Below are 21,947 nucleotides of genomic sequence, written 5' to 3'. Positions count from 1 at the left end.
TCACTCCGCCGCCTGGGCAAATCCAACCGAAGCCATCGGCCGGAATTCGTGCTTGTCCTTGCCGGAGACGCGCTCCGACCACGGATCGACCTGGGCGAATTTCTGGGAAAAGACGAAGCGCTCGTAGAAGGCCTGGCGCTTGTCCGCATCGTCCATGATCTGGCGCTTGATCTCGGCGATGCCGATGCGCTTGGCCCATTTGTAGATGCGCTCGAGATAGCGGCCCTGCTCGCGGTACATCTGCGTCAGCGCCACGATATGCTGCAGCGCTTCGTCCTCGGTCCTGACCAGGCCGAGCACTTCGGTGCCCTTGATGTCGAGGCCGGCCGCACCAGCAAAATGGATCTCGTAGCCACTGTCGACGCAGATGACGCCGACATCCTTGCAGGTCGCCTCGGCGCAATTCCTCGGACAGCCCGACACCGCCATCTTGACCTTGGCCGGCGTCCACGAACCCCACATGAATTTTTCGATGCGGATGCCGAGCCCTGTCGAATCCTGCGTGCCGAAACGGCACCAGTCGGAACCGACGCAGGTCTTCACCGTGCGCAGGCCCTTGGCATAGGCATGACCGGACACGAAGCCAGCCTGGCCGAGATCGGCCCATACCGCCGGCAGGTCCTCCTTGCGGATGCCCAGTATGTCGATGCGTTGGCCGCCCGTGACCTTGACCATAGGGATCTCGAATTTGTCGACGACATCGGCGATGGCGCGCAGTTCCGCAGCATTGGTCACACCGCCCCACATGCGCGGCACGACCGAATAGGTGCCGTCCTTCTGGATGTTGGCGTGGACGCGCTCGTTGATGAAGCGCGACTGGTAGTCGTCGGCATAGTCGCTTGGCCAGTCACAGACGAGATAGTAGTTGAGCGCCGGCCGACACTTGGCGCAGCCGCAGGAGGTCTGCCACTCCAGCTCCTGCATGACGGCCGGAATGGTCTTGAGGTGCTTTGCCTTGATCAGCCGACGCACTTCGTCGTGACCGAGCGTGGTGCAGGAGCACATGGGCTGCACGGCTGCCGGGTTGTATTTGTCGCCGATGGTCAGCACCATCAGCTTCTCGACCAGCCCGGTGCAGGAGCCGCAGGACGCCGACGCCTTGGTGTGGGCGCGCACATCGTCGAGCGAGGTCAGGCCCTTGGCCATAATCGCTGTGGTGATCTTGCTTTTACAAACGCCGTTGCAGCCGCAGATTTCCGCATCATCCGGCAAGGCTGCAACGGCCGCCATAGGGTCCAGCGGGGCACCCCCCTGGTAGGACTGGCCGAAGATCAACGTGTCGCGCATCTCCGATATGTCGGTCTGCTTCTTCTTGAGATCGTTGAACCAGGCGCCATCGGCTGTCTCACCGTAAAGCACTGTGCCGATGATGCGGTCATCCTTCAGCACCAGGCGTTTGTAGACGCCGGCCGATGCATCGCGCAGCACGATCTCCTGGCGGTCGTCGCCGTCGGCGAAGTCGCCGAGCGAGAACAGCTCGATGCCGGTGACCTTGAGCTTGGTCGGCGTGTCCATGTGGACGAAGGCGGCGGTCTCGTCGCCGGCAAGCTGGGAGGCTGCGACGCGCGCCATCTCATAGAGCGGCGCCACCAGCCCGTAGACCATGCCGTTGACCTCGGCGCATTCGCCGATGGCGTAGATGTCGGGGTCGTTGCTGCGCATCCCGGCATCGACGACGATGCCGCGATTGATGGCAATGCCCGCCTCCTTGGCGATCGCCGCATTCGGCCGGATGCCGACAGCCATCACCACCAATGTCGCCGGAATGATGGTGCCGTCGGCGAGCTCGACCTGCTCGACCTTGCCGTTGCCCGTGATCGATTGCGTGTTGGCCTTGGTGATGACCTTGATGCCGCGCTCTTCGACCGCGCGCTGCAGGAGATAGCCGGCGGCGGGATCGAGCTGGCGCTCCATCAGCGTCGGCATGACATGCAGCACTGTGACATCCATGCCCTGTGCGTTGAGGCCGGCTGCTGCCTCCAGCCCCAGCAGGCCGCCGCCGATAACCACCGCCTTGGCCCGCGACTGTGCGGCCAGCATCATCGCCCGGACATCGTCGAGGTCGCGATAGGTCAGCACGCCCGGTAGGTTGTGCCCGGGCACCGGAATGATGAACGGCACCGAGCCGGTGGCGATGACGAGCTTGTCATAGGGCTCGATGACGCCATGGTCCGAAGTGACGGTCCTCGCCGGGCGGTCGATGGTGACGATTCGGTGGCCCTTGTAGAGGGTGATGCCGTTCTTGATGTACCAGCCGTCGCCATGGATGATGATTTCCTCATAGGCCTTTTCGCCCGACAGAACCGGCGACAGCATGATGCGATCGTAGTTCACCCGGGGCTCGGCGTTGAAGATGGTGACCTGGTAACGGCCCTGGGCCTTTTCCAGGAGGTGCTCCAGCATGCGCCCGGGGGCCATGCCGTTGCCGATGATGACGAGTTTCTCGGTCATGTCCTGATCCGCTCCGCTGTCACTCTGCCGCGTAGGAAAGGTCTGGAGCGTTGGCGGCCGCCGCGCGCTCCATGCGCCGGATGCTGACGTGCATCCAGGCCAGGCAGGAGACGACGATCACGAAGAGCAGCATGAAGCAGCTCGACCAGACACCGGTAAGATCGTTCAGCGCACCGAAGGCGATCGGCAGGATGAAGCCGCCGAGCCCGCCGATCATGCCGACAACGCCGCCGACCGCGCCGACACTCTGCGGATAGTAGGCGGGGATGTGCTTGTAGACTGCGGCCTTGCCGAGGCTCATGAAGAAGCCGAGCACGCTGGCGACGGCGATGAAGGCGAGCGGGCCGATCTCGAAATGGAAGGTGATCGGCCCGCTGATGCCGCGCACCACATAGTCTGCCGAGGGGAGAGACAGAACGAGGGTGGCGACGGCACACACGGTAAAGGTCCAGTAGAGCACGGTGCGCGCGCCGATGCGGTCGGAGAGCACGCCGCCATAGGCGCGGAAGACGCTCGCAGGGATGGAATAGGCTGCGCCGATCATGCCGGCGGTGGCGATGCCGAAGCCGTAGACGCCGATCAGATAACGCGGCAGCCACAGCGACAGCGCGACGAACGCGCCGAAGGAGAAGAAGTAGTAGAAGGCGAAGCGCCAGACCTGCAGGTTCTTCAGCGGGGCAAATTCCTGCCAGAAACCTCTCACAGCTGCTGCCTTGCCGGCACGGCGCTCACGGATGACCGGATCGTCGCCGGTCGTGAACCAGAAGATGGCCGCCATGACGACGAGTGCCGCCGCCCAGATCAGCGCCACCGACTGCCAACCCCAGGCGAGCAGGACGAACGGCGCTAGGAATTTGGTGACTGCGGCGCCGACGTTGCCGACACCGAAAATGCCGAGCGCGGTGCCCTGCTTGCCGGACGGGAAGAACCGCGAGACATAGGCGACACCGACGGCAAAAGACCCGCCCGCGAGCCCGACGCCGAGCGCCGCGACCAGCATCTGCCCATAAGTATGCGCAAAGGCGAGCAGGAAGGTTGCAACCGCCGCCGCAAGCATGGTTGCGGTATAGACAAGCCGCCCGCCAAAGCGGTCGGTCCACACGCCGAGCACCATGCGCACCAGCGAGCCGGTGAGGATCGGCGTACCGACCAGCAGGCCGAATTCCGTCTCGTTCAGTCCGAGCTCCTGTTTTATGCGCACGCCGATGATGGAAAAGATCGTCCACACCGCGAAGCAGACGGTGAAGGCGATGGTGGACATCACGAGTGCTTGCCGCGGGGTGTTGTCCTGGCTGGAGGTGGCTGGGAGATTTGCGGTCATCGTCGGCTCCGGTTTGCGGCGTGGGAGGCGCCGCGCATTGCGTTGATGAGAAGCGCGCGGTCAGCGCGACGGGGCTTGTGCAGTCACTACGGGGCGCGTGACCGTGGTTTTGGGCTCATTGGGAAACAGAAACAGCGCCGCGGCAACGAGCGCGGCCGTCAGCGCGCTGCTCAGCAGGAAGTCGCGGCGGGCGAAATCCTTGAAAGATGTTATTCCGATCCGTTTGGTCATCATTGTCTCCGGCCGGCCGCCGCTTGGGTCGGCACCGTCGATTGCGTGTTCGGGTCCAAAACAAAGAAGCTGCCGGCCAGGCCTCGCGCGTCCGTACATCCGGGATCGCGTCGTGACCTGAGCGGCAGCTTTGCCTGTGGCGCCCGCCATTGGACGCCGATTACTTTGCCCAAGAAGGGCTCGGCTACTTCAAAGCAGGAACCGTGCCAGTTTCTGTTGGGATGAAAAAACTCTGTAGAATCAATGACAATCGGTCACGGCTAACGTTTCTGCCGACGCGGTATGCAGTTCAAACATTGGTCAATGGCGCAATCAAGCGCACAATTTTTGTGCAATGCATAAGAATGCCACGGAAATGATCAGGGTTCAGCATGGGCAGATTTCTGGCGAGCGATGTAGTCTTCGATCTCGTCGGGATCGAAGATCTGGCCATCGAAGAAACCGTCGGGGCCGAGCACGAGGCTCGCCCCTGCCGAACCGACCGGCGTCGCGGCCTTCAGCGCGCCCTCGACCTTGGCGTTGGCGCCAGGCAGCGCCACGCCGAGCGGCTTCAGCGCCGCGCGGTAGAGGTCGGGCCGGTAGCAGTCGCGGGCAATGGCCAGGTTTTGCGGCGTATGCGCCAACTGCCCCCAGCGCACCATCTGCGTGTAAAACCACAGCGCATGGCTCTTCCAGGGAAAGTTCGCCGCCTTGTCGAAGGGCACGAAGAAGTCCTCGACACGCCGCTCGGCGCCGCCGCCCAACGGGAGATGGCCGGTCAGAACCGGCATCTGCACCGCCGGCGGCAGGCCGAGGAAGCCCGGCTGCGCCATCACAGCGGCCAATTCGCCATGGTTTGCCGGGTCCTGGCACCAGCGCGCCGCGTGATGCAGCGCGCGCAAAAGTGCGGCCAGTGCCTCGGGATTTTGCTCCGCCCAGGCCTTGCGCGCGCCAAGCACCTTTTCCGGGCTGTTACGCCATATCTGCGCCTTGACGGTGACGATATGGCCGGTGCCGGCGGCAACCGCGGCGCTGTTCCAGGGCTCACCGACGCAGTAGCCGTCAATGCGCCCAGTGGCCAACGCGTCGGCCATGAAAGGCGGTGGCACGATGACGATTTCGATCTCGCGCCGGGGATCGACGCCACAGGCGGCAAGCCAGTAGCGCAGTTCGTAATTATGTCCCGAATGCGGGTGCACGACGGCGAAGCGAAGCGGCTCGCGGCCAGCGGCCGCGCGCTCGCGGATAAAGGCGCCGAGTGCTGCTCCGGCGCGTGCCGGATCGAGATCCGATACGGCGCCATGCGCCGCCATGCCGGCCCAGACGGCGTTGGCAATGGTGACGCAATTGCCGCCAAGCCCCAGCGAGAAGGGCACTATGGTCTCGGAAGCGAGCGGGCTCAGTCCGAGATTGCAGGCGAGCGGCATCGGCCCCAGCATATGGGCGACATCGAAATGGCCGATGGCGATGCGGTCACGGATGTTGGCCCAGGAGGTCTCGCGATGCAGCGTCAGGTCTATGCCCTCGCGCGCGGCAAAGCCGAGCTCGCCGGCTGCCACCAGCACGGCGCTGTCGAAAAGCGGCATGAGGCCGGCGGTGATCTGGTACGCAGCGCCCATGCTCATTCGTCCTCCGCCGGTCCCAGCAGCCCTGCGGCTGTCACCAGGCTCTGGGCGATCTCGCTGATCTTGCGGTTCTGGTTCATCGCTGTCTTGCGAAGCAGCGTGTAGGCGGCCTCTTCCGTCAGGCCGCGCGACTTCATCAATATGCCCTTGGCGCGGTCGATCAGCTTGCGGTTCTCGAGTTCGCTGCGCGCTTCTTCCAGCTCGCGCGCCATGCGCGAGAAGGCGTTGAAGCGGCTCACCGCCATGTCGAGGATCGGCTTGACGCGCTCCTGCCTGAGGCCATCGACGACATAGGCCGATACGCCGGCCTCGACCGCCGCTTCGATCGAGGCCTGGTCGGAACGGTCGACGAACATGGCGATCGGCCGCTTCACCGCGCGCGACAGCTGGAACATGTTCTCCAGCATGTCACGGTTCGGGTTTTCGAGGTCGATGACGATGACATCCGGCTCGATCTCGGCGATGTGCCGCGCAATGCCGACGACATCATGGATGACGGTGACCCGCTCATGCCCGGCCTCGCGCAAGCCGGCCTCAATGATCGAGGCTCGGATGCGGTTTTCGTCGATGACCAGGACGGTGAGGGGGGATCGGACCATGCCTCAATATCGCCAAGCTGCGAAATTGTGCAATGCGGGATAGCGCGATGTCAGCAATGCGCCGAAGCGGTCTCTCGTTGTTGCCTTTCGAGAACGACGGCTCTTGGCGCTGCTTGCTCGTTCCGTGCGTGCTATTGAACGCGGGGACTCAACGCCTTGTACGACGGTCAGCCTCGCTGAGGGGCGGCGGCCGCTCTGGGTCAATTCACGTCGACGCTCCAAGGGTACATGAAGGTCCGCTTTCGACATTCCGAGCTTTGAAGCTGCAAGTCCGCTTCCGGCCCAAAGGCGACATCAGAACATCTGCTCTGCAAAGACCGCTTCGGGCGCATTTGCGACGTTCGTTGGCACCACAAGGTAGCAGGCTCGGCCCTGAAATCATTGAAGATTTTTCGGACAGGGCGCCACCAAAGGCTCATGTTTTTATTGTGGTTTCAAATAGCTTATAAGTAGGTTGGTAGCGGGAGAGGGACTTGAACCCCCGACCCCAGGATTATGATTCCCGTGCTCTAACCAACTGAGCTACCCCGCCAGGGCGGCAGAAGGCCTGAAATCCGCCTTCAATCTAAAGGCAGTTCGAGGCGTTCGCCAAGGTCGCGCGGATATAAGGTTGCGAGGGCGAGCCTGTCAAGCTTCGAAGCATTCTATATCGGCGCATATTCTCATTGCCGAAAAAGCTTTGCCGCGTGGCCATTTGGTTGCAACCGCCGGGGTTGAGTTCGAAGAGGCACGTCGCTATGTCTCGGCCACGAGTTTTTAGAGTTTGAAACAGATGAAGCCGCGCATTGCAGTCCTCGGTTGCGGATACTGGGGCAGCAACCACATCCGCACCCTCAAGGCGCTCGGCGCGCTGCATGCGGTTTCCGACGCCAACCGGGCCCGCGCCGAAGGCTTTGCCAGCGAACAGGACTGCCTGGCGATCCAGCCCGACCAGCTGTTCGTCCGCGACGATATCGACGCCATCGTCATGGCCTTGCCGCCGCAGTTCCATGCCGATCTTTCCGTGCGCGCCGTCGAGAGCGGCAAGGACGTGCTGGTGGAAAAGCCGATCGCGCTGACGGTGCCGGACGCGGAGCGCTCGGTGCAAGCGGCCAAGGACAACGGCCGCGTCTTCATGGTCGGCCATGTCCTACGTTTCCACCCCGCCTTCGAGACGCTGAAGGGGCTGATCGACAAAGGCGAGCTCGGCGAGGTCCGCTACATCCATTCGCATAGGCTCGGCCTCGGCAAGTTTCATACCGAGAACGATGCGCTTTGGGACCTGGCGCCGCACGATCTGTCGATGATCCTCGCCATCACCGGCACGGAGCCGATCGAGGTGCGCGGCGAGGGCGCGGCGCTGCTCGATAGCCTCAGCGATTTCGCGCATCTGCACATGCGCTTTCCCAACGGCTTGCGCAGCCATCTTTTCACGTCGCGGCTCAACCCCTATCGCGAGCGGCGGCTGACCGTGGTCGGCACCAAGGCGATGGCGGTGTTCGACGATGTCGAGCCGTGGGAACGCAAGCTTGCCGTCTATCGCCACGCGGTCTGGCAGGACAGCGGCCAATGGGCGTTCACCACCAACGAGCCCTCCTATGTCGCGGTCGCGCAAGGCATGCCGCTGACGCGCGAGCTGGAGCATTTCATCCAGTGCATCGAGACGCGGGCCGAACCGCGCACCAGCGGCGAGGAAGCGATCAGGGTGCTGCGCATCCTGACGGCGGGCACGGTCACCCACACCAAGTCCAGATCCTGAGACCGTTTGGAAATTCTACCCTGGCGGCCAGAGCGGATTTCGCACGGCCTTTGAGAGGATAGAATCCTATTCGGCGGGAACCTGCGCAGGCTGCGCGGCAAGCCGGCTCAGCATGGCTTCGGCCTCTGCGCCGCGCTCGGAACGCTCGATGAAGCCGCCGCCGAAGACGCGGGCCTCGTTGCCGTCGTCGGAATAGAGCACGCAAGCCTGTCCGGGCGCGATGCCGGACTCGCCATCGGCCAGTTCGACCGAGGTCACGCCGGCCTCATGGCGCAGCACCGCGGGGCGTGGCGGCCTGGTCGAGCGCACCTTGGCGAACAGCTCGAGGCCGCCGGCGGGGACATCGGCCAGAGGTCCGTCGCCAAGCCAGTTCATGTTGCGCAGGTAGATCTTGTGCGTCTCCAGCGCCTCGCGCGAACCGACCACGACGCGCGCCCGTTCGGCGTCGAGATGGACGACATAGAGCGGCTCGCCGGACGCGATGCCGATGCCGCGGCGCTGGCCGATCGTGTAGCGCAGGATGCCTTCATGGCGGCCAAGCACGCGGCCGTCGATGTGGACGATGTCGCCCGGATTGGCGGCCGCCGGCTTCAGCTTGGCGATAATGTCGGAATATTTTCCCTGCGGCACGAAGCAGATGTCTTGGCTGTCCTGCTTGGCGGCCACCGTGAGCCCCATCTCCTCGGCAATGGCGCGGACCTGCGGCTTCGACAGGCCACCGAGCGGAAAGCGCAGATAGTCGATCTGCGCCTGCGTGGTGGCGAACAGGAAATAACTCTGGTCGCGGTCGGCATCGACCGGCCGGAACAGCGCACGGTGTGCGCCATTGGCGCCGGAGCGGATATAGTGGCCAGTGGCGAGCGCATCGGCGCCCAGCTCCTTGGCGGTGGCCAGGAGATCGGCGAACTTCACCGTCTGGTTGCAGGAGACGCAAGGTATCGGGGTCTCGCCGGCGACATAGCTTTCGGCAAAGGGATCGATGACGGCCTTGCGGAAGCGCTCCTCGTAATCGAGCACATAGTGGGGAATGCCCAGTGTCTCGGAGACGCGGCGGGCATCGTCGATGTCCTGCCCGGCGCAGCAGGAGCCGGCCCGGTGGGTCGCAGCACCATGATCGTAAAGCTGCAAGGTGACGCCGACGACATCATAGCCCTCGCGCTTCAACAGGCCGGCGACCACGGACGAATCCACGCCGCCCGACATGGCGACGACGATGCGGGTGTTTTCGGGACGTCCGGGAAGATCGAGACTGTTCATGTTGCTTTCATTCTGCGCGGCGCCTGAATGCCAATGTCGAGAATATAGGTCAAGCTTTCCCACGGCGCCAGCTGCGGGGCGATTCACTGGACTGGCCAATGCCGAGAGCGGACAGGTTTCCCCAGCCGATTCAAGGCTTGCAGCCGGATATTTCAAATGCTTGCGAAAAGACTAACGCCGCGTTCACGATCCTTACCTAGTCATTACGGACTGCTTAGGCAATTTTTAAAGCTGTGGCGGTAACGTGGCGGGGATTGGGTCTTTGATGTTTTTGTAGAGAGTACGATGACCGATCTGGTTAGACCTAGAGTTAAATATGTTATCGGGCCCGACGGCAGCCCACTTACGATCGCCGATCTCCCGCCGACGAACACGCGTCGCTGGGTTATCCGGCGCAAGGCGGAAGTGGTTGCGGCGGTGCGCGGCGGGCTTTTGAGCCTCGAAGAGGCATGCCAGCGTTACAAGCTGACCACCGAGGAATTCCTGTCCTGGCAGGCGTCGATCGACGAATACGGCCTCGCCGGGCTGCGCACCACGCGCATCCAGCAATACCGGCACTGACTGTAGAGAGTTTGAAAAAAGGGCGCGGACTCCGCGCTCTTTGTTTTCCATCGCGATTCTTCATTCCTGGAAGCGCGCCTTCTGGCGGTCAGACCGCCAGCACCACCTTGCCAATCGGCTTGGTGGCCAGGAAAGCGTGGGCGGCACCGGCCTGCTCAAGCGGAAAGCGCTTCGCCACATGGACGGTGAGCTTTCCGGCATCGATCAACCGGCCGAGTTCCAGGAGGGCTTCGCGGTCGGGCACGACCGACATGCGCTCGACCCGGATGCCCTCAGCGCTGGCCTTCGCCTTCGCGGCATCGCTGACATTGAGCAGCGACACCAGCACGCCGCCGCGCCTGAGCACTTTCAACGAGCGCTCGGTCTGGTCACCGCCCACCGTCTCCAGCACCAGGTCGACGTCACGAACTTTCTCAGTGAAATCACCGCTGGTGTAGTCGATCACCTCGTCGGCGCCGAGCTTGCGGACAAAGTCGAGCTTGTCAGGGCTGGCCGTCGAGGCGACCCAGGCGCCGCGCGCCTTGGCGATCTGCACCGCCAGATGGCCGACGCCGCCGGCACCCGCATGCACCAGCACGCGCTGGCCGGATTTCAGCCCACCATGGCGGACAAGGCCTTGCCAGGCGGTGAGGCCGGCCAGCGGCAATGCGCCGGCCTGGGGGTGGTCGGCGCTCTTCGGCTTCAACGCTATCTCATTGGCGGGCACGGCCGCCAGCTCGGCATAAGCCGCCGCCTGCTTGGGGAAGCGCGGCATGCCGAACACCTCGTCGCCGACCTTAAGGCCGATGACACCAGGCCCCAGTGTCTCGACCGTTCCGGAAATATCCCAGCCGAGGATGAAGGGCGGTTCGCCAAGCAGCTTATAACGGCCGGCGCGCACGGCGCCATCGACCGGATTGATGCCGGCTGCCCGGACGCGGACCAGCACTTCGCCCGCCTTCGGCGTCGGATCTGGCTGATCGGCAGTGACGAGCACGTCGGGTCCGCCAACGGAATTCTGGATAACGGCACGCATGGGATGTCTCCTGCTGGTATGGTGCCACTATCATTTGGAAAGTAATGTTCTCTTGTCCAGTATGCACCTTTTCGATATATAGGCACCTCATGGATAGTGACCTTGACACCCCCTTCGGCTATGACGCGTTCCGGCGGACTTGTCCTTCGCACACCGTGCTCGAAATGCTGGCCAGCAAATGGGTGTATCTGGTGGTCTGCGCGCTGCGCAAAGGCCGTCACCGTAATGGCGAGCTTGCCCGCAAGCTCGAAGGCATTACGCCCAAGATGCTGACGCAGACGCTGCGCGTGCTGGAGCGTGACGGCCTTGTGCGGCGCGAGGTTTTTGCCGTCATTCCGCCGCGCGTCGAATATGAATTGACCGAGCTTGGCCAGAACCTGGCGGGGCTGCTCACCCAGATCAGGTCATGGGCCGAACAGCACACGCCGGACATCAAGGATGCCCGTGCAAAGGCGATTGCCGCGAATGAAGGGGAATGGGCCGCTTAGATCGGAAATCTTCCGCGGCAATTCGGCCGGAGCCGGTTCGAAGTCGCCGCTCGAGAACCGCGCGGAGCCGCGCGCCGGCGGGCGCGCTCGACGATACGGTCGGCCGTTTCAGCCGATCATCGCGCTGCGGCCGCCGGTCTCGGCGTCGCGGATCTTGGTGTCGCGCGATTCCAGCATTTCAGCCTTGGAAAGCTCCGCTTCAGCTTCGCCGAGTAATGATTCGGCAGTGCTTCGCTGTTGGGCGAGGTCGCTCTGCGAGTTTCTGAGGTTGTCGCGGCGCAAGCGCGCCGCCTTGGCGAAGGTCGGATAGGCGAAATGATTGATGTCGGTGATGCCGGCTTTCTTTTCCTCGGCGGTGATCTGAAGCTCCAGTTCGACAGCCATGCGCTCGAACTCGGCGATCATCATGTCGAGCTGCAGCAGCTGCCGCCGCTTCTCATTCACCTGAAACTGTTTCAGCCGAACGAGGTTTTCACGTGACTTCATGATTCGGTACTCCCGGAAACGCACACCCGCACATATCGTCCAAACCACTTGGAAAGGCCCAAGCTCTGCCCGTGTCCACCGGCTTTCCCCGCACTATGGGAAACAAAACCCTAAAGTTTTTTGCCGACGGTAACCATTCGTTTACGGGCATTGTTAATCATACGGGTCAGGGCTTAAGGCCGGGTAAAAATTCCGGCCGCCGAAGCGAAGGCGCGTCGATGAGTCCCTGGAGTCGCTTAGTCCAGGTTGTTAATGTGTTGCATTAGGAATTTGGGTCCGTGATTCATTATTGGATTCAAGAGGGTGTAGCAAGAGGTTAAAAAATCTGATACCGTCATGGACGAGAAATTAGGTTTTGTTAACCATTCGATGGCAGCCTCTGCAAAGGCAACCACTGCTCCGGGTTCAAGACGGGTCGTGAAATGGTCCGGCGGCAGAAAAGGGGAATGAAATGCGTGTTCTGCTGATAGAAGATGACAGTGCAACCGCACAAAGCATCGAGCTGATGCTGAAATCGGAAAGTTTCAACGTCTATACGACCGACCTCGGTGAAGAGGGCGTCGATCTGGGCAAGCTCTACGACTATGACATCATCCTTCTCGACCTCAACCTGCCCGACATGTCCGGTTACGAGGTCTTGAGAACGCTCCGCCTCTCCAAGGTGAAGACGCCCATCCTCATCCTTTCCGGTATGGCCGGCATCGAGGACAAGGTGCGCGGCCTCGGTTTCGGCGCCGACGACTATATGACCAAGCCGTTCCACAAGGACGAGCTGGTGGCGCGCATCCACGCCATCGTGCGGCGCTCCAAGGGTCACGCCCAGTCGGTCATCACCACCGGTGACCTGGTGGTCAACCTCGACGCCAAGACCGTCGAAGTCGGCGGCCAGCGCGTGCACCTCACCGGCAAGGAATACCAGATGCTGGAGCTGCTCTCGCTGCGCAAGGGCACCACGCTCACCAAGGAAATGTTCCTCAACCACCTCTATGGCGGCATGGACGAGCCGGAACTGAAGATCATCGACGTCTTCATCTGCAAGCTGCGCAAGAAGCTCGATGCCGCGTCCGGTGGCCAGAACTACATCGAGACGGTCTGGGGCCGCGGCTATGTGCTGCGCGAGCCCGAAGACATCCGCGTCAGCGCCTGAGCGGCGAGCGGCGTCCGAATATCCAATTCGACAAAAACCCGGCTCCGGCCGGGTTTTTTTGCGTCCTGAGCCGGTGATAAGGTGGGGTGAGGGTGGGCTGCAGGCGTATCAGGCAGCGATCTTCAGCGTGCGGAAGCGCTCGAGCAGCTGCGGGCGATTGAAGGGCTTCAGCAGATAGCCCTGGGCCCCGGCGCGCTTGGCCCGCATGATCGACGCGATATCGAGCTCGACCAGCGAGATCAGGATCTGCGGCTTTATCGGGCTTTCCATGGCGCGCACGCGGCGGATGAGGTCAACCGCCTGCACATCCGGCAGGGCGCCGTCGACGACGATGATGTCGGGCATGTCGGCGGCGCACATCTCCAGCGCGTCAAGCCCGCTGGCTGCCTCGATGACCACCATGTCGGAACCGCCCAGGATGCGTTTTGCAACTTTCCTGATGACGCTTGAATCGTCGACGAACATGCAGCGTTTCATTTTTCCGGGTCCTCTTTGCCCTGGGGCAATCCGGTCGTGTCGGGGCACCTGGCATGCACTCTAGACCGATCCGGTAAAGAAGCCGAAAAGCCTTTGGGTAAAATTTTTGCAAAGATGCCATCCGGCTGGCTTTTCTTTGCGGATGCTTCGACGCCGCCGCTTAGGAAAAGCTTAACGCTTCCGGTCGAGCTGTCACGGCAATATTTCGCCGCTGAAATACTTTGCGCTCCCGTCAAACCGGCCGGGTACTCAGGTTACCGAAAGCACGATTTCTTCCGCCGTCGCATGGATCGATATCGTCATGCCGGCCTCACGAGCCAGAAGCAGCGTGTAATAGGGCTGCACCGAATGCGCATCGATCGGCTCTTCCGGCTTGTGCCCGGAATGCAATTCGAGGAATTTGGGCGGCACGCGCAGCATCGGCCCGCTTGCCGAGAGGGAAAAGCGCGGCTCGGTTTCGAGATTCTCGAGGGTCACGACCAGCTTGCCGCCGCGCGGAATGGCGGCATTGGCAACCAGAATCAGGTTGAGCAGAAGCTTGACCTTGTTCTTGGGCAGCAGCGCGCGGGTCCCTTTCCAGGTCAGCTCCGGCTTTTCATTCTTGAGGAAAGCAATGGCAACCGCTTCGGCGTCGCCGGTGTCGATCAGCATTCCAGCAGAACCGGCCGCGCCGAAGGCGATGCGGGCGAACTGCAGGCGGGCCGAGGCATTCCTGGCGCTCTGGCGGATGAGCCGCATGGCATCTTCGTCGGCGCCGCCTTCGTCGAGCAGTTCAAGCCCGTTGTTGATCGCGCCGACCGGCGAGATGATGTCGTGGCAGACGCGGCTGCACAGAAGCGCCGCCAGGTCAGGGGCGGAAAGGGTAAACAGATCGGCCATCGGTGAAAATCCCTGCAAAATTCCACAATTCGTGGCCGAGCGATCGATTGTCGCGCCTGCCCACACGAATCACGCTCCAACCCGAGGCTTTCTGAATACACAGCACTCGTATGTACAGCAACAAATCCAAAATTGTCGTCGGGCCAAATGGCGTGTTCGCGCCGGCTGCCAGCGCCGGGCGCGCCTCAAAGTCAGCCTTCGAACCGCCATCTTCCTGTGGGAGTTAATGGTTGAAAAAGAATTACGGCATAGTTTGCCCCTAACAGTCATCCTTAACGGCCGCCTAAAGAGCCGGACCGGGTGCGAGGCGTCGGCGAAAGTGCTCCATGACGGAGATTGGAAGCATGTTTTCCCGATTCTATGACCGGAGTTTCCTCCGCGTCCTTACAATGGCGGTCACGCTCATGGGCGTTCTCGTCTTCTCGACTTCAGCCCTGCGAGCCCAGGAATACACCGCTCAGGAGATTATCGATTCCGGCCACAAGTTCTTCGGCGCGACATCGGGCGGGCTCGCCACGGTCATCGAGAAAATCTTCGCTTCTTACGGGCTGCCCAATGGCTATCTGCTTGGTGAGGAAGGGTCGGGCGCTCTGATCGGCGGCCTGACCTATGGCGAAGGCACGCTCTACACCAAGAATGCCGGCGATCACAAAGTGTTCTGGCAGGGCCCGTCGTTGGGCTGGGATTTCGGCGGCGAGGGGTCCCGGGTGATGATGCTGGTCTACAATCTCGACGATGTCGGCAACCTCTACAACCGCTATGGCGGTGTGGCCGGTTCGGCCTATGTGGTGGCGGGTATCGGCTTCAACGTGCTGAAAAACAACAATGTGCTTCTGGTGCCGATCCGCACCGGTGTCGGCGCCAGGCTCGGCGTCAATCTCGGCTACCTGAAGCTGACCGAGCGGGCGACTTGGAACCCCTTCTGATCCCAACTCGTCGTGATCGCAAAGCCGGCTTTTCGATGGGATTTGTAGGCCCGTGCCCAATGCGCTGTGGCAAGACCTTGCCGCAGCGCCGGATTTCCGCCATGCCAGTATGATGCGGTCCAGTTCAGGCGGTTGCCGCCAATAGCGGGTGGTCCTTTGGTTCAGTCAGTCCTGTTCTTCGCCCTCGGCTTTCTCTGTGCCGGCTTTCTGGCGCTGATCGTGGCTCCGGCCGTCTGGCGGCGCGCCGTCACGCTGACCCGCAGGCGCATCGAAGCCTCGATCCCGTTGACGAAATCCGAGATCCAGGCCGACAAGGACCGGATCCGCGCCGAGTATGCCATGACCACGCGCCGCCTCGAAATGAACGTCAAGGCGCTACGCGAGAAGGCGGCCGAACAACTCGTCGAGATCAATCGCGGCCGCGAGGCGTTGAAGGGGCTGGCGGTCGAGCGCACGGACAAGAATCAGGCGCTCGCCGAACTCGGCGCCAAGAACGAGGCGCTGCGCCAGCGCGAGGAGGAATTGCATCAGCTTTCGGAGCGGCTCAAGGAGACCGAACGCAAGCTGGAGAAGCGGGCGCTCGAGTTCGAAAAGCTGGAGCTCATGTATGATGACGCCAGCTTCTCCTCCAGCAGCCGCCAGATCGAACTCGTGGCGCGCGAATCCGAGTTGCAGAAGCTCGCCAGCGACATTGCGCTGCTGCGCGGCCAGCGCAAGGAAGCAGACCGGCGCCATCAGGAGATCGCGGCTGAAAGCAAAGCTGTGCGCGATGCCCTGAAGGCCGAGAAGAAGAGGGCGGCGGAACTCGACAAGAAGGTTGAACGGCTGCTCGCGACACTCGCCGACCGCGAAGACAAGCTCGATCGCCGCGAAAAGGAATTGGCCCGGCTGCGTGAAAAAACGAAGACCGAGGACGGCGCGCCGGCCTTGCGGCTGGTCGGCAAGCCGGATGAAGCGGACCGGCATGACGAGGCCAGCAGGCGCGACGACGTGGACCGGGCGATCGCCAAGCTCGACAGTGATCGCGAACGGCTGGAGGCCAGGCTGACGGCGCTGGCGCGTGAGAACAAGCGGCTGAAGGCGGATCTCGCTGCCACGGCATCGTCAGGGTCGACGAATGGCAGCGCCGCGCTGCGCGAGCAGATGAACGAGCTGGCGGCCGAAGTCGTCCACCTGACGGCGAAGCTCGAAGGACCTGACTCGCCGATCGCCAAGGCGCTGGCAGCGCCGACGGACAGCCGGTCCGATAGCGGCGACCGCAGCCTCGCCGACCGTGTGCGGGCCTTGCAGAAAGCGGCCGCGAACTGAGGCGGTAGTGCGGCTATCGGCGTTGTGGCCTGCCTAACGACGCGAGAAATGATCCAGCGCAATAGCTGAGGCCGCCGCGACATTCAGGCTATCGAAGCCTTCCGACATGGTGATCCGCACGGTCCGCAGGCGCTCAAGCAGGCTTTCGGGCAGGCCTTCGCCCTCGGTGCCGAGATAAAGCGCCAGGCGTGCGGCTGGCCTTGCATCGCGTATATCGGTCTTTCCGCGGGGCGAGAGCGCGAATTGTTCAAAGCCCCGTTCGGCGAGCGTCGCCGTGAACCCCGCCGTGTCGGTGAAGGAGGCGAATGGGATCTTGAGCGCGGCGCCGACCGAAACGCGGATCGCCTTGCGATAAAGCGGATCGCAGCATGTCGCATCCATCAATACCGCATCGGCGCCGAAAGCGGCGGCGTTGCGGAAGATCGAGCCCATATTGTCGTGATTGGCAATGCCGACGAGCACCACGACCAAGGCTTGAGCCGGCAAGGCGTCCAGCAATATCCCGGCCGGCTGCGGCGTTCCCTTGCGGCCGATGGCCAGGATGCCGCGATGCATGTGAAAGCCGGCGATCACGTCCATGACCGCGCCGGCGACGACGTAGACCGGCAGGTCCGAAGGCGCCTTGTGCAATATGTCCTTCAGGCCGCCGAACCGGTTTTCCAGAACCAGCACGGATTCCGCCCCGAAGCGACCGGACGACAAAAGCAGGTCGAGCACCACCTTGCCTTCGGCGACGAAACGGCCTTGCCGGCCCGCGAGATCGCGTTCGCGGATATCGAGATAGGCTGTGACGCGTGGATCCCGTGGATCGTCGATGCGGATTGGGTCCAAAGATGTCCTCTGCTCAAAGATCGAGAGCGCGGTTGGTGCGTCGGGAAAGACGCACCAACCGCGCTCCGGAAATCGTCAGCGAGGTAAAAGGCCGCGGCAGCGTCCGGTCAAGTGCCGGCGCGGCGCAATCTCTGCGCCATCTGGGACAAGTCCTCCTTGCCGCTGCCGAAAATACCGTCCAGCATGACAAGCAGTTCGCGCACCGCATCGGATTTGCAGGAATAGTAGATCATCTGACGGTCGCGGCGGGTGTCCACGAGGTCGAGAGCCCGCAACTTGGCCAGATGCTGCGAGAGCGCGGATTGGCTGAGCATCACCTTTTCGGCGATAGCGCCGACCGACATCTCACCGTCGATCAGATAGCTCATGATCAACAGCCGTTTTTCGTTGCCCATCAGCATAAGAAATTCGGCCGCCGATTCGGCGTTGGCGATTAGCTTTGTCGAGACCATGAATGCCCCATGCTGTTTGCTCATCGAGGCACCATGGGGGCAATGGTGCCTGAATCCATAAATTCACTCGCGAAAGGCCGCCGACGAGTCAGCGCCATAGCTAAAGCCTAGAACATTTCTTTCAAATCTCAAGCGTTGCTTTCGATCAAATGCAATTTAAATCTCGCTCTGTGGCCGTGCTGCCGCCCTGCCGCTCCTGGCCATATCGACCAGAACGGGCCGCAATTCCCGTGCCGCCGCCAAAGGTTGCGGGAAGAATACCCGGCAAACATTGTCCCCGGACACCAGATCCATGCCATCGGCGTCCAAACCGGCGATGGTCCAGCCGTCACCGGTTGCCCCGGCAAAATGATGTGCATAAACGGCGACCGCGTCGAGATGATCGGCATTCATGTGCTCGACGGCGGATTGTTCACTCGCCGCAAGCTCTTCGACGATCGATCCGCCGGTGACAAGATCGGGCCGATCGAGCAGATAGGCCTTGCCGAAGCCGCCGTTGAGGCTGGCGCGTTGCGGCTCAAGGCGAAAGATAGAGAAGTCGCCAAGTCCGGCATAGAGCCTCGCCTTGGGATTGCGGTTGAGATAGCGGCGCTCGGCTCGAGCGTGCGCGTCCGACCCACGCTCGAGCCGTGACGCCTGGCAGATTAGCGCCAGGCGCGGATGTGCCAGCGGGTCGCCCTTGCCAGGCTCGCCGAGCAGCAGGGAACAGCGCGGATCGGCAAGCAAAGCAGGCGTATGCGCCGACAGCATCGACACCAGGATCAGCGGCGCGCCGTCAATGTCGGTGGCCACGCCGACCCGGCTCGCCAGCGGCGATCCGGTTTGCGGCTCCAGCACGGCCAATGCGCCGAAGCGGGCAGTGCGCAGAAGTGTCTTCGCCAACCGGATCGCCTCGGCGTCGGTCTCGCGGATCACGTCCTTCTTTTTGTCGTCCACGTCCTCCCCCTGCTACCACTTATCAGATTACTTCGGCGCCATGCGGATGGCGCCATCGAGGCGGATGGTCTCGCCGTTGAGCATCTGGTTCTCGATGATGTGCAGGGCAAGGGCGGCATATTCGGATGGTTCGCCGAGGCGGGGCGGGAAGGGTACGGCGGCACCGAGCGAATCCTGCACGTCCTGCGGCATGCCGGCCATCATCGGTGTCTTGAAGATGCCTGGTGCGATGGTGCAGACCCGAATGCCCGAACGGGCAAGGTCGCGTGCGACTGGCAGCGTCATGCCGACCACGCCGCCCTTGGAGGCGGAATAGGCCGCCTGGCCGATCTGGCCGTCATAGGCGGCGACCGAGGCGGTGTTGACGATGACGCCGCGCTCGCCGCCTTGCAGCGGCTCGAGCCTGGCGGCGCGGTCGGCGACAAGGCGGATCATGTTGAAGGTGCCGATCAGATTGACCTCGATCACCTTGCGGTACTGGTCGAGCGGATGAGGCCCATCCTTGCCGATCGTCTTCACCCCAATGGCGATGCCGGCGCAGTTGACCAGGATGCGCGGCTCGCCAAGCTTGCCGGTCACCTCGGCGAGGGCGGCGGCGCCACTGTCGGCGCTGCTGACGTCGCATTGGACGGCAATACCGCCGATCTCGGCCGCCACTTTTGCGGCGCGGTCGATGCCGACATCGAAAATGGCGACGCGGGCACCCTTGGCGGCAAGCGCACGCGCCGTGGCTTCGCCAAGGCCGGAGCCGCCGCCGGTCACGATTGCGATCTGGCCGTTCGGGTTCATGGCGTCATCCTTTCCAAGGGCGGTTCATCGTTTCACGGAAGCGCCGAACCGCTCGATTTTTGTTGCCGCAATTCCGGTCGGAAAACCGTTTCACATTTTTCCTGGAATTGCTCTAAGAGAACAGGGATGGATCAGGCGCGGATCAACGGGCAAGGTCAAGCCACTGCCGACATATGCTCGGCGACCCTGGCCTGACTGGCATGACAGACCTCGCCCGTGAGCCTGGCAACCGCGCCCGGCGTGATCTCGTGTGACAGCAGGCGGTCGAGATCGACAGGACGGGGCATCGAAATCTGGCCGCGCGGAATGCGCTTGAAGCCGAGCGGCCCGTAATAGGGCTCGTCGCCGACCAGCATGACGGCCGGGGCGCCGACTTTGGCGGCGGCTTCCAGCGCGATCGCCACGAGGCGGCGGCCAATGCCGAGATTCTTGAAGGCAGGCCGCACCGCGAGCGGTCCGAGCATCAGGGCGCGGCCGGCACCGGCCGCGATGCGGGTCATGCGCACCGAAGCGACGACAAGATCGCCATCGACGGCGACAAAGGACAGCGCGCGCTCGTGGCCGCCGGCCTCGCGGATCTTGTAGGCGGCCAGCACGAAACGGCCAGGCCCGAAGGCCTCGTCATTGATGTCTTCAATTTCAGGGTCGTGCGCCGGAGTTTCTGGCAGGTATTTAACGTCGGCAAGGCTCATGGTCTTTGCGATCCGGTCAGGAGGAAAGATTGCTGCAAACGGCAGCATTCGCCAGTCAGCGCTTCATCAAGCGCGGGCGCCCTTTCGTCGTCGGTCGAACCGGATCAAAGCAAAGTCGAACATGCGGAGTGTCCGCTAGCATCAATTTCCGGCCGCCGCAATCGACCCTTTGCGTGGCCCTATCGATTGACGATCTGTTCAGCCTGGATGATTTCCACCTGGGCCTGTCACGCTCTACATGAGGCGAAAGGCGAAAGGACACCCCATGGGATTGCTGGTCGAAGGCAAATGGCAGGACCGCTGGTACGACACCAAGAGCAGCGGCGGCAAGTTCGTGCGGACGCAATCGCAATGGCGCGACTGGATCACCCGCGACGGCAAGCCCGCCGGAGGCCGCAGCCGCGGTTTCAAGGCGGAGCCCGGCCGCTATCACCTCTATGTTTCGCTCGCTTGCCCTTGGGCGCACCGGACGCTGATCTTCCGCGCACTGAAGAGACTCGACAGCATCATATCGATGTCGGTCGTGCATCATTTCATGGGCGCCAATGGCTGGACATTCTTGGCCGAGGACGGCGCGACCGGCGACACGCTCTACGGCCTCGATTTCCTGCACCAGATCTACACCAAGGCTGATCCCATCTATTCGGGGCGGGTGACGGTGCCGGTGCTGTGGGACAAAAAGGATGAGACCATCGTCTCCAACGAATCCTCCGAAATCATCCGGATGCTGAATTCAGTCTTCGATGAGTGGGGCGATGCCAGCCTCGATTTCTATCCGCAGGCGCTTCGCGGCGAGATCGGCGCGATCAACGCGCTGGTCTATCCCGCCGTCAACAACGGTGTCTACCGCGCCGGCTTCGCCACCACGCAAGACGCCTATGAGGAAGCGCTCGGCGAGCTGTTCGCGGCGCTCGACACGCTGGAGGATCGGCTATCGACGCAACGCTGTCTCGTCGGCGGCCGCATCACCGAGGCCGACTGGCGGCTGTTCACCACGCTGGTGCGTTTCGACCCGGTCTATGTCGGCCATTTCAAGTGCAATTTGCGCCGCATCGCCGACTATCCAAACCTGTCGAACTATCTGCGCGACCTCTATCAGGTGCCCGGTGTCGCCGACACGGTGAACCTACATCACATCAAGGCGCATTATTATGGTAGCCACGAAACGATAAACCCGACGCGGATCGTGCCGCTGGGGCCGGAACTGGACTATGGTGCGCCGCATGACCGGGCGCGGTTTAACGAAGCGTCCTGATTTACCAGTAGACCGATACGACTTCACCTCCAAAAACCTCTGCGATCCGCCGCAAAGTCGCCGGCGTCGTGTCTTGCGGCAGGCGGTCGAGTGGGAAAAAGCCAGCCTCGGCGATTTCATGATCAGGCAGCTTCGGCGTCGTTTGGCTGAACTGCTCGATCAGATAAAAGCCGACATGGTCGCGGCGGCTGGCGCGGCGGTTGAAATGCATCGATTTGAAAACCGGCGGCGTGGTCAGCGCGATGTTGCCTTCCTCGGCCAGTTCGCGGGCCAGTGCCTCGGCCATCGTCTCGCCGACCTCGACGCCGCCGCCGGGAAGCTGCCAGCCGGGCACATAGGTGTGGCGGATGAGAAAGACGGAGTTGGAGGCGGTGTCGAAAACGAGACCGCGCACACCGAGCGTCATCGGCCTCCGCAGCACAAAATAGAGATGGAACAGCCTTGCCCTGAACCCCGCCCAACCTGTCTGGCGGAAGGCGTCTTCCGGGTCCGTCATCAGGTGCG

23 protein-coding genes and 1 tRNA gene are annotated in these 21,947 nt (G+C 62.6%); 7 read left to right on the top strand and 17 right to left on the bottom strand.

Annotated elements, in window-relative coordinates:
* The 6 genes from nirB to FJ938_RS00225 all read right to left on the bottom strand — a co-directional run bounded on the left by nirB (position 1) and on the right by FJ938_RS00225 (position 6,738).
* Positions 1-2,451, bottom strand: a complete 2,451-nt coding sequence (gene nirB, locus FJ938_RS00245) for a nitrite reductase large subunit NirB (RefSeq protein WP_140690126.1) — start codon at positions 2,449-2,451, stop codon at positions 1-3.
* A 19-nt stretch (positions 2,452-2,470) separates the two neighbouring features.
* Positions 2,471-3,772, bottom strand: coding sequence for a nitrate/nitrite transporter (locus FJ938_RS00240; protein WP_140690123.1), 1,302 nt, complete (start codon positions 3,770-3,772; stop codon positions 2,471-2,473).
* A gap of 60 nt (positions 3,773-3,832) precedes the next feature.
* Positions 3,833-4,003 carry a hypothetical protein gene (locus tag FJ938_RS29275; RefSeq protein ID WP_181165486.1) on the bottom strand — a complete coding sequence of 57 codons (171 nt, stop codon included), beginning with the start codon at positions 4,001-4,003 and terminating at the stop codon, positions 3,833-3,835.
* 359 nt (positions 4,004-4,362) lie between these two features.
* On the bottom strand, positions 4,363-5,601 hold the full coding sequence (locus FJ938_RS00235; RefSeq protein ID WP_181168981.1) for a CmpA/NrtA family ABC transporter substrate-binding protein: 1,239 nt from the start codon (positions 5,599-5,601) through the stop codon (positions 4,363-4,365).
* 2 nt (positions 5,602-5,603) lie between these two features.
* Positions 5,604-6,206: an ANTAR domain-containing response regulator gene (locus FJ938_RS00230; RefSeq protein ID WP_140690119.1), complete on the bottom strand. Its 603-nt coding sequence runs from the start codon at positions 6,204-6,206 to the stop codon at positions 5,604-5,606.
* Positions 6,207-6,661: 455 nt separating this feature from the next.
* Positions 6,662-6,738, bottom strand: a tRNA-Met gene (locus tag FJ938_RS00225).
* Positions 6,739-6,978: 240 nt separating this feature from the next.
* On the opposite strand from FJ938_RS00225, the gene FJ938_RS00220 reads away from it, so the two are divergent.
* Positions 6,979-7,944, top strand: a complete 966-nt coding sequence (locus FJ938_RS00220; protein WP_140607095.1) for a Gfo/Idh/MocA family oxidoreductase — start codon at positions 6,979-6,981, stop codon at positions 7,942-7,944.
* Positions 7,945-8,010: 66 nt separating this feature from the next.
* On the opposite strand, the gene mnmA is transcribed toward FJ938_RS00220, so the two are convergent.
* Positions 8,011-9,201: a tRNA 2-thiouridine(34) synthase MnmA gene (mnmA, locus tag FJ938_RS00215; RefSeq protein ID WP_140690117.1), complete on the bottom strand. Its 1,191-nt coding sequence runs from the start codon at positions 9,199-9,201 to the stop codon at positions 8,011-8,013.
* 285 nt (positions 9,202-9,486) lie between these two features.
* On the opposite strand from mnmA, the gene FJ938_RS00210 reads away from it, so the two are divergent.
* Entirely contained in the window at positions 9,487-9,762 is a 276-nt protein-coding gene (locus FJ938_RS00210) for a DUF1153 domain-containing protein (RefSeq protein ID WP_006203587.1), read from the top strand.
* Between the two features lie 88 nt (positions 9,763-9,850).
* On the opposite strand, the gene FJ938_RS00205 is transcribed toward FJ938_RS00210, so the two are convergent.
* A complete protein-coding gene (locus FJ938_RS00205; protein WP_140690115.1) occupies positions 9,851-10,777 on the bottom strand; it encodes an NADP-dependent oxidoreductase in 927 nt (308 codons plus the stop codon).
* Positions 10,778-10,866: 89 nt separating this feature from the next.
* On the opposite strand from FJ938_RS00205, the gene FJ938_RS00200 reads away from it, so the two are divergent.
* Positions 10,867-11,265 carry a helix-turn-helix domain-containing protein gene (locus tag FJ938_RS00200; RefSeq protein ID WP_140607092.1) on the top strand — a complete coding sequence of 133 codons (399 nt, stop codon included), beginning with the start codon at positions 10,867-10,869 and terminating at the stop codon, positions 11,263-11,265.
* Positions 11,266-11,373: 108 nt separating this feature from the next.
* Here FJ938_RS00200 and FJ938_RS00195 read toward each other — a convergent pair whose 3' ends face one another.
* Positions 11,374-11,751, bottom strand: a complete 378-nt coding sequence (locus tag FJ938_RS00195; RefSeq protein ID WP_140607091.1) for a flagellar export protein FliJ — start codon at positions 11,749-11,751, stop codon at positions 11,374-11,376.
* A 451-nt stretch (positions 11,752-12,202) separates the two neighbouring features.
* Between FJ938_RS00195 and ctrA the strand changes: the two genes are divergently transcribed.
* The gene (gene ctrA / locus FJ938_RS00190; protein WP_006203583.1) at positions 12,203-12,898 is read left to right on the top strand and encodes a cell cycle two-component system response regulator CtrA; all 696 of its coding nucleotides are present in this window, start codon (positions 12,203-12,205) and stop codon (positions 12,896-12,898) included.
* Positions 12,899-13,006: 108 nt separating this feature from the next.
* On the opposite strand, the gene FJ938_RS00185 is transcribed toward ctrA, so the two are convergent.
* Both FJ938_RS00185 and FJ938_RS00180 read right to left on the bottom strand, forming a co-directional pair.
* Positions 13,007-13,375 (bottom strand): response regulator, encoded by a 369-nt coding sequence (locus tag FJ938_RS00185; protein ID WP_140607090.1) that lies wholly within the window; start codon positions 13,373-13,375, stop codon positions 13,007-13,009.
* Between the two features lie 249 nt (positions 13,376-13,624).
* Complete coding sequence (locus tag FJ938_RS00180; protein ID WP_140690113.1) at positions 13,625-14,254, bottom strand: histidine phosphotransferase family protein; 630 nt, start codon at positions 14,252-14,254, stop codon at positions 13,625-13,627.
* Positions 14,255-14,643: 389 nt separating this feature from the next.
* Here FJ938_RS00180 and FJ938_RS00175 point away from each other — a divergent pair, with 389 nt between their 5' ends.
* Complete coding sequence (locus tag FJ938_RS00175; protein WP_226890392.1) at positions 14,644-15,180, top strand: EipA family protein; 537 nt, start codon at positions 14,644-14,646, stop codon at positions 15,178-15,180.
* Between the two features lie 156 nt (positions 15,181-15,336).
* Complete coding sequence (locus FJ938_RS00170) at positions 15,337-16,488, top strand: hypothetical protein (protein ID WP_140690108.1); 1,152 nt, start codon at positions 15,337-15,339, stop codon at positions 16,486-16,488.
* A gap of 33 nt (positions 16,489-16,521) precedes the next feature.
* Here the strand turns inward: FJ938_RS00170 and FJ938_RS00165 are convergent, their stop codons facing one another.
* The 5 genes from FJ938_RS00165 to FJ938_RS00145 form a co-directional block, all read right to left on the bottom strand.
* Complete coding sequence (locus tag FJ938_RS00165) at positions 16,522-17,319, bottom strand: RNA methyltransferase (RefSeq protein ID WP_140607086.1); 798 nt, start codon at positions 17,317-17,319, stop codon at positions 16,522-16,524.
* A gap of 107 nt (positions 17,320-17,426) precedes the next feature.
* Complete coding sequence (locus tag FJ938_RS00160) at positions 17,427-17,771, bottom strand: metalloregulator ArsR/SmtB family transcription factor (RefSeq protein WP_140610792.1); 345 nt, start codon at positions 17,769-17,771, stop codon at positions 17,427-17,429.
* 156 nt (positions 17,772-17,927) lie between these two features.
* On the bottom strand, positions 17,928-18,707 hold the full coding sequence (locus FJ938_RS00155) for a HugZ family protein (RefSeq protein ID WP_140610788.1): 780 nt from the start codon (positions 18,705-18,707) through the stop codon (positions 17,928-17,930).
* Between the two features lie 27 nt (positions 18,708-18,734).
* On the bottom strand, positions 18,735-19,496 hold the full coding sequence (locus tag FJ938_RS00150) for a 3-hydroxyacyl-CoA dehydrogenase (RefSeq protein WP_140610787.1): 762 nt from the start codon (positions 19,494-19,496) through the stop codon (positions 18,735-18,737).
* Positions 19,497-19,651: 155 nt separating this feature from the next.
* Positions 19,652-20,188, bottom strand: coding sequence for an N-acetyltransferase (locus FJ938_RS00145; RefSeq protein WP_140610786.1), 537 nt, complete (start codon positions 20,186-20,188; stop codon positions 19,652-19,654).
* Positions 20,189-20,453: 265 nt separating this feature from the next.
* On the opposite strand from FJ938_RS00145, the gene FJ938_RS00140 reads away from it, so the two are divergent.
* On the top strand, positions 20,454-21,443 hold the full coding sequence (locus tag FJ938_RS00140) for a glutathione S-transferase family protein (RefSeq protein WP_140610785.1): 990 nt from the start codon (positions 20,454-20,456) through the stop codon (positions 21,441-21,443).
* A gap of 1 nt (position 21,444) precedes the next feature.
* Here the strand turns inward: FJ938_RS00140 and FJ938_RS00135 are convergent, their stop codons facing one another.
* Positions 21,445-21,939: an NUDIX domain-containing protein gene (locus FJ938_RS00135; RefSeq protein WP_140610784.1), complete on the bottom strand. Its 495-nt coding sequence runs from the start codon at positions 21,937-21,939 to the stop codon at positions 21,445-21,447.
* Positions 21,940-21,947: the final 8 nt, after the last annotated feature.

The organism is Mesorhizobium sp. B2-4-14 (assembly GCF_006442155.1).
Taxonomy (GTDB): Bacteria; Pseudomonadota; Alphaproteobacteria; order Rhizobiales; family Rhizobiaceae; genus Mesorhizobium.
Note: the sequence above shows the minus strand (reverse complement) of the source record. Positions and strands in the feature narration are given on the sequence as shown.

Excerpts from the sequence above, each read along its gene's own strand:
- nirB (WP_140690126.1), bottom strand. The coding sequence starts at position 2,451 with ATGACCGAGAAACTCGTCATCATCGGCAACGGCATGGCCCCCGGGCGC.
- FJ938_RS00240 (WP_140690123.1), bottom strand. The coding sequence starts at position 3,772 with ATGACCGCAAATCTCCCAGCCACCTCCAGCCAGGACAACACCCCGCGG.
- FJ938_RS29275 (WP_181165486.1), bottom strand. The coding sequence starts at position 4,003 with ATGACCAAACGGATCGGAATAACATCTTTCAAGGATTTCGCCCGCCGC.
- FJ938_RS00235 (WP_181168981.1), bottom strand. The coding sequence starts at position 5,601 with ATGGGCGCTGCGTACCAGATCACCGCCGGCCTCATGCCGCTTTTCGAC.
- FJ938_RS00230 (WP_140690119.1), bottom strand. The coding sequence starts at position 6,206 with ATGGTCCGATCCCCCCTCACCGTCCTGGTCATCGACGAAAACCGCATC.
- FJ938_RS00220 (WP_140607095.1), top strand. The coding sequence starts at position 6,979 with ATGAAGCCGCGCATTGCAGTCCTCGGTTGCGGATACTGGGGCAGCAAC.
- mnmA (WP_140690117.1), bottom strand. The coding sequence starts at position 9,201 with ATGAACAGTCTCGATCTTCCCGGACGTCCCGAAAACACCCGCATCGTC.
- FJ938_RS00210 (WP_006203587.1), top strand. The coding sequence starts at position 9,487 with ATGACCGATCTGGTTAGACCTAGAGTTAAATATGTTATCGGGCCCGAC.
- FJ938_RS00205 (WP_140690115.1), bottom strand. The coding sequence starts at position 10,777 with ATGCGTGCCGTTATCCAGAATTCCGTTGGCGGACCCGACGTGCTCGTC.
- FJ938_RS00200 (WP_140607092.1), top strand. The coding sequence starts at position 10,867 with ATGGATAGTGACCTTGACACCCCCTTCGGCTATGACGCGTTCCGGCGG.
- FJ938_RS00195 (WP_140607091.1), bottom strand. The coding sequence starts at position 11,751 with ATGAAGTCACGTGAAAACCTCGTTCGGCTGAAACAGTTTCAGGTGAAT.
- ctrA (WP_006203583.1), top strand. The coding sequence starts at position 12,203 with ATGCGTGTTCTGCTGATAGAAGATGACAGTGCAACCGCACAAAGCATC.
- FJ938_RS00185 (WP_140607090.1), bottom strand. The coding sequence starts at position 13,375 with ATGAAACGCTGCATGTTCGTCGACGATTCAAGCGTCATCAGGAAAGTT.
- FJ938_RS00180 (WP_140690113.1), bottom strand. The coding sequence starts at position 14,254 with ATGGCCGATCTGTTTACCCTTTCCGCCCCTGACCTGGCGGCGCTTCTG.
- FJ938_RS00175 (WP_226890392.1), top strand. The coding sequence starts at position 14,644 with ATGGCGGTCACGCTCATGGGCGTTCTCGTCTTCTCGACTTCAGCCCTG.
- FJ938_RS00160 (WP_140610792.1), bottom strand. The coding sequence starts at position 17,771 with ATGGTCTCGACAAAGCTAATCGCCAACGCCGAATCGGCGGCCGAATTT.
- FJ938_RS00150 (WP_140610787.1), bottom strand. The coding sequence starts at position 19,496 with ATGAACCCGAACGGCCAGATCGCAATCGTGACCGGCGGCGGCTCCGGC.
- FJ938_RS00145 (WP_140610786.1), bottom strand. The coding sequence starts at position 20,188 with ATGAGCCTTGCCGACGTTAAATACCTGCCAGAAACTCCGGCGCACGAC.
- FJ938_RS00140 (WP_140610785.1), top strand. The coding sequence starts at position 20,454 with ATGGGATTGCTGGTCGAAGGCAAATGGCAGGACCGCTGGTACGACACC.
- FJ938_RS00135 (WP_140610784.1), bottom strand. The coding sequence starts at position 21,939 with ATGACGGACCCGGAAGACGCCTTCCGCCAGACAGGTTGGGCGGGGTTC.